Source organism: Plantactinospora sp. B5E13, from assembly GCF_039871775.1.
Taxonomy (GTDB): Bacteria; Actinomycetota; Actinomycetes; order Mycobacteriales; family Micromonosporaceae; genus Plantactinospora.
Map to the genome: position 1 here is coordinate 108187 of NZ_JBDPLT010000006.1, position 8608 is coordinate 116794.

Sequence of the window (8608 nt, forward strand, 5' to 3'; positions counted from 1 at the left end):
GGCTCAGTCCGACATCGCCACGAGCACCCGGCGGGCACCCGTGAACGGCCGTCGACCGTGCCCGACCAGGATGTTGTCGATCAGCAGCAGGTCGCCGGCACGCCAGTCCACGTTGACCGCGACCTCCAGACCACGGTCGCGCACCTGGATGACGTACTCCGGCGGGATCGGGGTGCCGTCGGCGAAGGTGACGTACTGCGGCAGCTCGTCCTCGGGCAGGATCTGGGCCAGTGCCGAGGCGGTGTCCTCACCCAGCGACGCCGGGTGCCACTGGTCCGACTGGTTGAACCAGACCTCGACCCCGGTCACCGGATGCCGGATCGTCGACGGACGGAGTTGGCTGATCCGCAGGCTCCCGTCGGAGCGCCACTCCCAGGTCGCGCCGGTCGGGGCGAGGAAGTTCTCCACCTCGTCGCGGCGGTTCGTCTCGAAGGTGTCCTGCCAGCTCTTGCCGAAACCCCGGCCGCCGTGCAGGTTCTGCCGGTAGCAGACCCCGTCCGCGTACGCGGCCCGCACCTGCGGGTCCAGCGCCGCCAGCCAGCGGGCGCCGTCCACCACCGGGGTGGCCCCGCCGGTGGTCGCGGCCAGCTGGCAGAAGAACATCAGCCGGGCCGGCCAGGTGTGCGCGTACGACAACTCGTTGTGCATCGAGATGGTGAACTCGGCCGGGTACTCGGTGGAGGTGTAGACGTTGTCGCCCACCTTCGTGCGCGGCGTGTTGCCGTGCACGTACGCCAGCCGGTTCGGCAGCGCCAGGTCCAGCACCGGGTCGAGGGTCTGTTCGGTGATCCCGAAACCGCGGAACACCAGGGCCTTCTCGTTTACCAGCAGCTCGTCGATTTTCGCGGTGTCGGAGAGGAAGCCTCGCAGCCCCTCCGCCGTCGGCTCCGCCGCGACGTCGAACGGGTGAATCTCCAGTGGAGCCCAGGTGTCTACGCCAGCCATGTTCTGTCCCTCTCCGCCAGACGACACGACACGTCGATGACGCTGAGGGCAGCATGGGGGCCTCTCCTATACCCGGGCTATACCGCCGTGTCCAGCCGCAACACCGGGGCTGACCGGCGGTTTCACCGGCTGGGCCCGGCCACCGCGCCCGTGCGGGGGATCACGGACGGGTGGCCGGGCAGCTCGGCCGCTGTCGGCCGGCACGCCGGGTCGGGGCCGGCCGACGCCCCGGCCCCGGACGCCGGCCGACTCCGCGGCTACCGGCCGGCGGCCGGGCCGGTCAGCGCGGCGTCCCGGTGCCCGGCCGGGACCACCGTCCCGCCCTCCCGGATCCCGGCCCGCCGGTGGAGGCGACGCAGCGGTCCCGGTGCCCACCAGTTCCAGCGGCCGAGCAGCGTCATCGTCGCCGGCACCAGCAGGCAGCGCACGATCGTCGCGTCGATCAGGATGGCCACGAACAGGCCCACCCCGATCTGTTCGATGTCGCCGACCTGCGCGGCGCCGAAACAGGCGAACACGATCATCATGAGCAGCGCCGCGGCGGTCACCACCCCGCCGGTACGCTGCAGCCCGTGCCGGACCGCGGTGTCGGTGTCCCGGCCGGCGTCGACGTACTCCTTGATCCGGCCGAGCAGGAAGACCTCGTAGTCCATCGAGAACCCGAACGCGAACGCGAAGACCGTGACCATCAGGTACGGGGTCAGCCCGCCGATGGTGAGGGTGTCCAGTGGACCGGCGAGCCAGCCGTGCTGGAAGATCGCGGTCAGCACCCCGTACGTGGCGGCCAGCGAGAGCACGTTCATCAGCACCGCCTTGACCGGCACCAGCAGCGAACCGGTCATCAGGAACAGCAGCAGCACCATCACCAGCACGGTCAGCCCGATCGCCCGGGGCAGCCCGGCCTCGATCCGGACCATCAGGTCGTGCAGGATCGCCGCGTCCCCGCCGACCCAGCTCTGTACGCCCGGCGGCCGGTCCGCCCGGATCCGCAGCGCCAGGTCCCGGGCCGCGTCGGACTGGTTGTCACCGCGCACGTCGATCGCCACGCTGGCCAGGTTCGGTCCCTCCGCCTCGGCCGGGGCGACCCGGGAGACCAGCGGGTCGTCGCGCCACCGCTGCGCCCAGGCGCCCAGGGTGGCCGGGTCGGTCCGGGCCAGCACCCGGACGGCCGGGAAGGTGCTCTCCCCGTACCGCTCGCTGAGCTCGTCCGCCACCCGCACCGACTCGATGCTGCGGGGCAGGCCGGCGAGCTGCGGCAGCCGGCTGGACAGGGTCAGCACCGGCAGTGCGGCGATCAGCAGCAACGCGGTGACGACGAGGACGACCAGCCGGGGCCGGCGCTGGGCGAGCCGGGCCACCCGGCTGAAGAAGCCCCGTTCCACCTCGTCGCGGGACTGGCCGCGCTCGGCCGCCAGCGCGGTGAGGCGGACCGCCCGCCGGGACGGCTTGACGAACCGGCGGAACACCCGCAGCAGCGCGGCGGTCAGGGTGAGCGCGGAGAACATCGCCAGCAGCGCGGCGGAGATGCCGGCCGCACCCATCGCCTGCAGCCGGGGCATGTCGAACAGCAGCAGGCCGGCGAGGGCGAAGACGATGGTCAGGCCGCTGAACGCGACGGTACGTCCGGCCGTCGCCCAGGTCCGACCGAGCGCGTCGGGAGGTGCCAGACCGGCCGCCAACTCCTCCCGGTAGCGGGAGACCAGCAACAGCCCGTAGTCGATGGAGAGGCCGAGCCCGAGCAGCGACACCACGCTGAGTACGGTGTTGTCCAGGTCGACGACGTACGAGAAGGCGAGTACCACGATCAACGCGCCGGTCATCGTGGCGATCGTGGCGATCACCGGCACACTGCCGGCGGCGAAGCCCCGGAAGATGATGATCAGCACGATCAGGGTCAGGCCCAGGGCGAGGATCTCGGCCCGGGTGAGATCGTTCTGCGAGGCCCCGCCGGCCTGTCGGGGTACGAGGTCGGCGCCGCCGAACCGGACCGTGGCGCCCGGCAGTTCCGTCTCGAGCTGCCGGAACCGGTCCTGGACCGCCTCCAGCGCGGCCGTCTCGGCCTCCCGTTCGGAGCGTTCGAACCGGTCCAGGGTAACGACCACCTTGGCGCCGTCGCCGGCCCGGGCCGCCACCGGTCCGGTCACCCCGGTCACGTCGGGGCGGCCGGCCACGTCGGCGCGGGCCCGGGCCAGCGCGGCGGCGTCGGCGCCGCCGCCCGGGTCGATCCCGTCGACCAGGGTCACGATCCGCAGGCCGTGGTCGGCCTCGGCGCGGAGTACATGCTGTGCGTCGTCGGACTCGGTGCCCTGGACGGCCCGGGTCGATCCCACCTTGGTGAGCACCGGGCCGGCGGCCACCCCGCCGGCCACGATCACCACCAGCCAGCCGATCAGCACCAGGCGTCGGTGCCGGTAACAGAAACGTCCTATACGTGCCACCATGCGGTCGAGTTTTCCGGTCGGAAGACCGAAAGTCGGTAGCGGCGGTATCCGTCTTCCTCTGGGTACCAGGTTCCATACCGGTCCGGGTCCTGACCGGATGGTCACCCCGGTCCGGACTGCCTATGGTGGTCAGGTGGTTCCGGACAGCTACGCCCCGACCGGGCCGGCCGGCCGCGCGTACGCCGCCCGGTCCGACGGTCTGCTCCGGGCCGCACTGCGCGCCGACGGCTGGTACGCCGCCTGGCGCGGCACCGCCCACCTGGCGGCCGGGCTGCCGATCGCGGTGCTGAGCGCCCCCGCCCTGCTCGTACTGCCGCTGTTCGGCCTGCCCACCCTCGGGGTGCTGCTGGCCGCTGTCCGGCTGTTCACCCGGTGGCACCGGGCCCGGTTCGCGGAGTGCCTCGGGGTGACGGTGCCGCCCCGGGCCGACCGGTTCGCCGCGCCCAGCTGGCTCGGCCGGGTGCTCGCCGAGGCCCGGGCCGCCACCACCTGGCGGCAGCTCGGCTACCACCTGGCCGCCGCGGTCCTCGCCCCGGTCAGCTTCCTGGTCTGCGCGGTCGGCTGGGCGGTCGGACTCTCCCTGACCACCGTCTGGGCGTACGCCTGGACGCTGCCGGACCGCAACGTGCTGGGACTCAGTCCGCGTGAGCCGGTGATCCTGACCGCGCTGACCGGCGCCGGGCTGGTCTGCTGCCTCGCCGTACGTTGGCTGGCCATCCGGTTGGTCGCGTGGGACACCCGGGCCGCCGGCGCGTTGCTCGGCCCGAGCCGCACCGAGCGGCTGAGCCGCCGGGTCGAGGCGCTCACCGCCAGCCGGAACGCGCTGGTGGACGCGGCCGACGCGGAACGCCGCCGGATCGAGCGGGACCTGCACGACGGCGCGCAGCAGCGGCTGACCGCGCTGGCGATGAACCTCGGCATGCTGCGCCAGGAGGCCACCGGGTTGCCGGAGCCGGTGCGGTCCGAGATCGTCCGGGCGCACGAGGACGCCAAGCTCGCCCTCGCCGAACTGCGCCGGCTGGTCCGGGGCCTGCATCCGGCGGTGCTGGACGCCCGGGGGCTCGACGCCGCGCTCTCCGGACTGGCCGCCGGCGCCCCGGTCCCGGTCCGGCTCCGGGTCGACCTGCCGGACCGACCACCACCGGCGGTCGGCGCGGTGGCGTACTTCGTGGTCGCCGAGGCGCTGACCAACGCGGCCCGGCACGCCGGGGCCACCGGGGTCGTGGTCAGCGCCGAGCGTCGGGCCGACCGGCTGCACGTGGAGATCAGCGACGACGGCCGGGGCGGTGCCCGGCCCGGTATCGGTACCGGCCTGCACGGGCTGGCCCAGCGGGTGGCCTCGGTGGACGGCACCCTGGAGATCACCAGCCCACTCGGCGGCGGGACGAGGATCACCGTGGAGCTGCCGTGCGGGTCGTGATCGCCGAGGACTCGGTCCTGCTCCGGGAGGGGCTGGTCCGGCTGCTGCAGTCGGCCGGGGAGACCGTGGTCGGCGCGAGCGGCGACGCCGAGGGCCTGCTCGCCACGGTCGCCGACCACCGGCCCGACCTGGCCGTGGTGGACGTCCGGATGCCACCGACCTTCGTCGACGAGGGACTGCGGGCCGCGCTGACGGTACGGGCCCGTTTTCCAGAGACCGCGGTGGTGGTGCTCTCCCAGTACGTCGAGGAGCGGTACGCCGCCGAACTGCTCTCCGGGCCGACCCGTGGGGTCGGCTACCTGCTGAAGGACCGGGTCGCGGACGTCGCCGAGTTCCTGGCCGCACTGCGGCAGGTGGCCGCCGGCGGCACCGTGCTGGATCCCGAGGTGGTCTCGCAGATCCTGATCCGCTCCCGGGCCAACCCTCTGCAGCGGCTCACCCAGCGGGAGTCCGAGGTGCTGGCGTTGATGGCGCAGGGCCGCTCCAACGCCGGCATCGCCGCCGCGCTGGTGGTCAGCGAGAGCACCGTGGCGAAGCACGTGAACAGCATCTTCGCCAAACTCGGGCTGGCCGCCGCCGACGCCGACCACCGGCGGGTGCTCGCCGTGCTGCACTTCCTGCGGGAGGTGTGATGGCCGGGTTCTGGCGGCCGTTCGGGCACACCCTGGCCGTGGTCACCGTCCTGGCCGGCGGGGTGTCGGCCTGGTCCTGGCTGGCCCGGCAGACGGTCACCGAGCGGACCGGCTACCAGGGCACGGTCACCGAACTCACCGTCGAGCTGGGCAACGGCAGCGCCGAGGTGACCACCGGCCCGCCCGGGCGGGCCACCGTCGAGCAGCGGCTCACCTGGTCGTACGGCCGGCCGGTGGTCCGGCAGGAGCACGCCGACGGCCGGCTGTCGGTCACCGCCGACTGCGGTACGCGGCCACGGCTGCCCGGCTGTGCGGTGGCGTACCGGATCGAGGTGCCGCCGGAGGTGGCGGTGACGGTGCGGACCGGCTCCGGGACCGTCTCGGTCCGGGACGTGACCGGCCCACTGACCCTGCACAGCCGTAACGGCGACGTACGGGTGGAGAACGTCGCCGGCGACCTGCGGCTGGACGCCCGTTCCGGCCGGATCGACGGGGCCGACCTGCACTCGCCCCAGGTGCAGGCCCGGTCCGGCGCCGGTGACGTGGCGCTGCGTTTCGCGACGCCACCGACCACGGTGCTGGTCCGGACCGGCTCCGGCGGGATCACCGTCGCCGTGCCGCCGCCGGACGGTTACAACCTGCACGCCAGCGCGAGGTCCGGAACCCGGACGGTGAGCGTACGGGAGGAGCCGACCGCGCCCCGCCGGATCGACGCCCAGGCCGGGGACGGCAACGTCCGGGTCGCCTACACCGGCGGCTGATTCCCCGATGGCCCCGGTCAGCTCAGCCGACGGCCTTCCGGGGTGTCGACCACGGCCCGGACCGCCGGGCTGAGCACCGCGACCGCGACCAACACCACCATCACCCCGCTGAGCGCCAGCACGGCGGTGGCGACCGGCAGCGCGGCGAGCAGGTAGCCGGCGAGCAGCGGGCCGAGGAAGTTCGTCCCCGAGCCGAGCAGCGTCGCGACCGCGCCGACCCGGCCCATCAGCGCGTCCGGGGTGATCCGGACCAGGTAGATCCCGCCGGCCACGTTGAACACCCCGCCGATGTAGCTCATCGCGGCGAAAAGAACACCGAGTGCCCAGACGTCGCGGGTGAACGCCATCGCCGGCATGACCAGCGCCCAGCCGGCCAGGCCGCCGATCACCACCGCCCGCAGGTCCAGCCGGCGCAGCCACCAGGTGCCGCCCAGCGCGCCGAGCAGGCCGCCCACCCCGCTCACCCCGGCGAGCAGGCCGACCACCGCGCCCGAGCCGCCGTCCTGCTTGACCACGTACATCACGGCCAGCGCCAGCCCCTCGAACGGGATGTTGCTGATCGCGATGAAGATCATCACGGTACGCAGGAACCGGCGGCGCCACACCCAGCCGATCCCCTCGACGAGGTCCGCCCGCAGGGTCCGGGCGGTGCCCGGGACGCCGGCCGGCGCGGTGGACTGGAACGGCCGGCGGATCAGCAGCAGCGACACCAGCGAAACCAGGTGGGCCAGCGTGGTGGCCAGGAACGGCGCCCAGCGGACCAGCTCGAACAGGGCGCCGCCGGCCGGCCGGCCGAGCAGCATCGCGCCGCGCTGCCGGGCCTCGTTCTGGCTCAGCGCGGCGGGCAGTTGGCCGGGGGTGACCAGGTTCCGGACCGCCGATCGCTCGGCGAGCTGGTGCACGATGGCCAGACTCGACTGGACGAAGGCGACCACCACCAGGTGCCAGACCCAGACCAGGTCGGCCCAGACCGCGACCGCGACGGTGGCGGTGACCAGTACACAGCCGGCATCGGCGGCGATCATCAGCCGGCGCCGGTCCCAGCGGTCCACCAGCAGACCGGCCGGCAGTTGCACCAGCAGCATCGGCAGCAGGGCGGCGGTGCTGACCAGCCCGGCTCCGGTGATCGAGCCGGTCTGCCAGAGGATCAGCAGCGGGTACGCGATCGCGGTGATCCGCGCCCCCAGCACAGCGAAGCCGGCACCGACCCAGAGCAGCAGGAAGTCCCGGTTGCGCCGCAGCGGCGGTTCGGCGCCGGGCTCCGGGCGGGCCGCCGAGCCGGCCGCCACCGACGAGGTCACCGCGACCACCGCCGGCCGGAGCATCCGACGCCCGCCCGCCCACCGTGGGCCGGGCCGGGCTGCCGGCCGGAGCACCCGGCGCCGGCACGCGCTCCGTTCACCGGGTCCACCCGCCGGCGGCGCACCACTCCAGGACCGCCATCGCGCTGTGCATCTTGTTCTCCGCCTGGCCGAACGCGATGCTGGCCGGGCCGTCCAGCACCGACGCGGTCACCTCCTCGCCCCGGTGTGCCGGCAGGTCGTGCATGAACACCGCCTTCGGGCTGGCCCCGAGCACCGCGTCGTCGACCTGGAACGGGGCGAAGACCCGCCGCCACTCCGGGTCGGCCTTGCTGCTGCCGGTGGTCTGCCACCTCGTGGTGTAGACCACGTCGACCCCGTCGCCCAGTTCGGTCATGTCGTGCCGTTCGGAGATCCGGGCACCGTACCGCCGGGCCTGCTCCGTCGCCGTGTGCAGCAGCCCGGCCGGCAGCCCGTACCCGGGCGGGGTGTGCAGGTCGAGTTCGGTTCCCGGGATCCGGGTCAGGGCCAGCGCGAGCGCGGTCGCGGTGTTGTTGCCCTCGCCGACGTACCGGACCCGTAGCCCCTCCAGCCGCCCGAAGTGGACGAGCAGGGTGGTCAGGTCGGTGAGCGCCTGGGTGGGATGCTCGTCGGCGGTCATCGCGTTCACCACCCCCATCCGGCCGTGCCCGGCGTACGCGCGCAGCTCGGACGGGCTGTCCGCGGTGCGGGCCACCAGCAGGTCGAGCATGCCGGCGAAGACCCGCCCGGTGTCCTCCACCGTCTCACCGGTCCGGGTCTGCAGGTCGTCGGGCCCGTACGCGATGATCTGCCCGCCGAGTCGCAGCGCCCCGCTGGAGAAGGCGGTCCTGGTCCGGGTGGAGGTACGTCGGAAGTAGATGCCGACGATCCGGCCGGCCAGCGCCCGGGACGGTACGGCCGCCCCGGTGCTCAGCTCGGCTCCCCGCCGCACGATGCCGTGCAGGTCGTCGTCGGTCAGGTCGCTGATGGAGATGAGATGACGTGTCATGGTGTCTCCCGTCCGGCCGATCTGGTTCCGGCGCGGTCCGGCGGACCGGCCCAGTGGTGCGGTGCCCGGATCCCGGTC

The 8608-nt window shown here is 73.6% G+C and carries 7 protein-coding genes; 3 read left to right on the forward strand and 4 right to left on the reverse strand.

Going from position 1 to position 8608, the window contains the following annotated elements; genetic code table 11:
* Positions 1–3 precede the first annotated feature (3 nt).
* Both ABGB05_RS07990 and ABGB05_RS07995 read right to left on the reverse strand, forming a co-directional pair.
* Positions 4–945: a TauD/TfdA family dioxygenase gene (locus ABGB05_RS07990; protein WP_347652546.1), complete on the reverse strand. Its 942-nt coding sequence runs from the start codon at positions 943–945 to the stop codon at positions 4–6.
* A gap of 257 nt (positions 946–1202) precedes the next feature.
* On the reverse strand, positions 1203–3386 hold the full coding sequence (locus tag ABGB05_RS07995; protein ID WP_347652547.1) for an MMPL family transporter: 2184 nt from the start codon (positions 3384–3386) through the stop codon (positions 1203–1205).
* A gap of 133 nt (positions 3387–3519) precedes the next feature.
* On the opposite strand from ABGB05_RS07995, the gene ABGB05_RS08000 reads away from it, so the two are divergent.
* From ABGB05_RS08000 to ABGB05_RS08010, 3 genes are read left to right on the forward strand one after another with little or no spacing between them, the layout of a single operon-like run.
* Positions 3520–4806, forward strand: coding sequence for a sensor histidine kinase (locus ABGB05_RS08000; protein ID WP_347652548.1), 1287 nt, complete (start codon positions 3520–3522; stop codon positions 4804–4806).
* Positions 4794–5438 (forward strand): response regulator transcription factor, encoded by a 645-nt coding sequence (locus ABGB05_RS08005; protein ID WP_347652549.1) that lies wholly within the window; start codon positions 4794–4796, stop codon positions 5436–5438. Before ABGB05_RS08000 ends, ABGB05_RS08005 begins: the two co-directional genes overlap by 13 nt.
* The gene (locus ABGB05_RS08010) at positions 5438–6199 is read left to right on the forward strand and encodes a DUF4097 family beta strand repeat-containing protein (RefSeq protein WP_347652550.1); all 762 of its coding nucleotides are present in this window, start codon (positions 5438–5440) and stop codon (positions 6197–6199) included. The genes ABGB05_RS08005 and ABGB05_RS08010 overlap by 1 nt, the downstream gene beginning before the upstream one ends.
* A gap of 17 nt (positions 6200–6216) precedes the next feature.
* Here ABGB05_RS08010 and ABGB05_RS08015 read toward each other — a convergent pair whose 3' ends face one another.
* Together ABGB05_RS08015 and ABGB05_RS08020 are read right to left on the reverse strand one after the other, a co-directional pair.
* A complete protein-coding gene (locus tag ABGB05_RS08015; RefSeq protein ID WP_347652551.1) occupies positions 6217–7500 on the reverse strand; it encodes an MFS transporter in 1284 nt (427 codons plus the stop codon).
* A 97-nt stretch (positions 7501–7597) separates the two neighbouring features.
* On the reverse strand, positions 7598–8530 hold the full coding sequence (locus ABGB05_RS08020) for an ornithine carbamoyltransferase (RefSeq protein ID WP_347652552.1): 933 nt from the start codon (positions 8528–8530) through the stop codon (positions 7598–7600).
* Positions 8531–8608: the final 78 nt, after the last annotated feature.

Bases quoted from the DNA above. Each gene is read 5' to 3' on its own strand.
- ABGB05_RS07990 (WP_347652546.1), bottom strand. From the start codon at position 945: ATGGCTGGCGTAGACACCTGGGCTCCACTGGAGATTCACCCGTTCGAC.
- ABGB05_RS07995 (WP_347652547.1), bottom strand. From the start codon at position 3,386: ATGGTGGCACGTATAGGACGTTTCTGTTACCGGCACCGACGCCTGGTG.
- ABGB05_RS08010 (WP_347652550.1), top strand. From the start codon at position 5,438: ATGGCCGGGTTCTGGCGGCCGTTCGGGCACACCCTGGCCGTGGTCACC.
- ABGB05_RS08020 (WP_347652552.1), bottom strand. From the start codon at position 8,530: ATGACACGTCATCTCATCTCCATCAGCGACCTGACCGACGACGACCTG.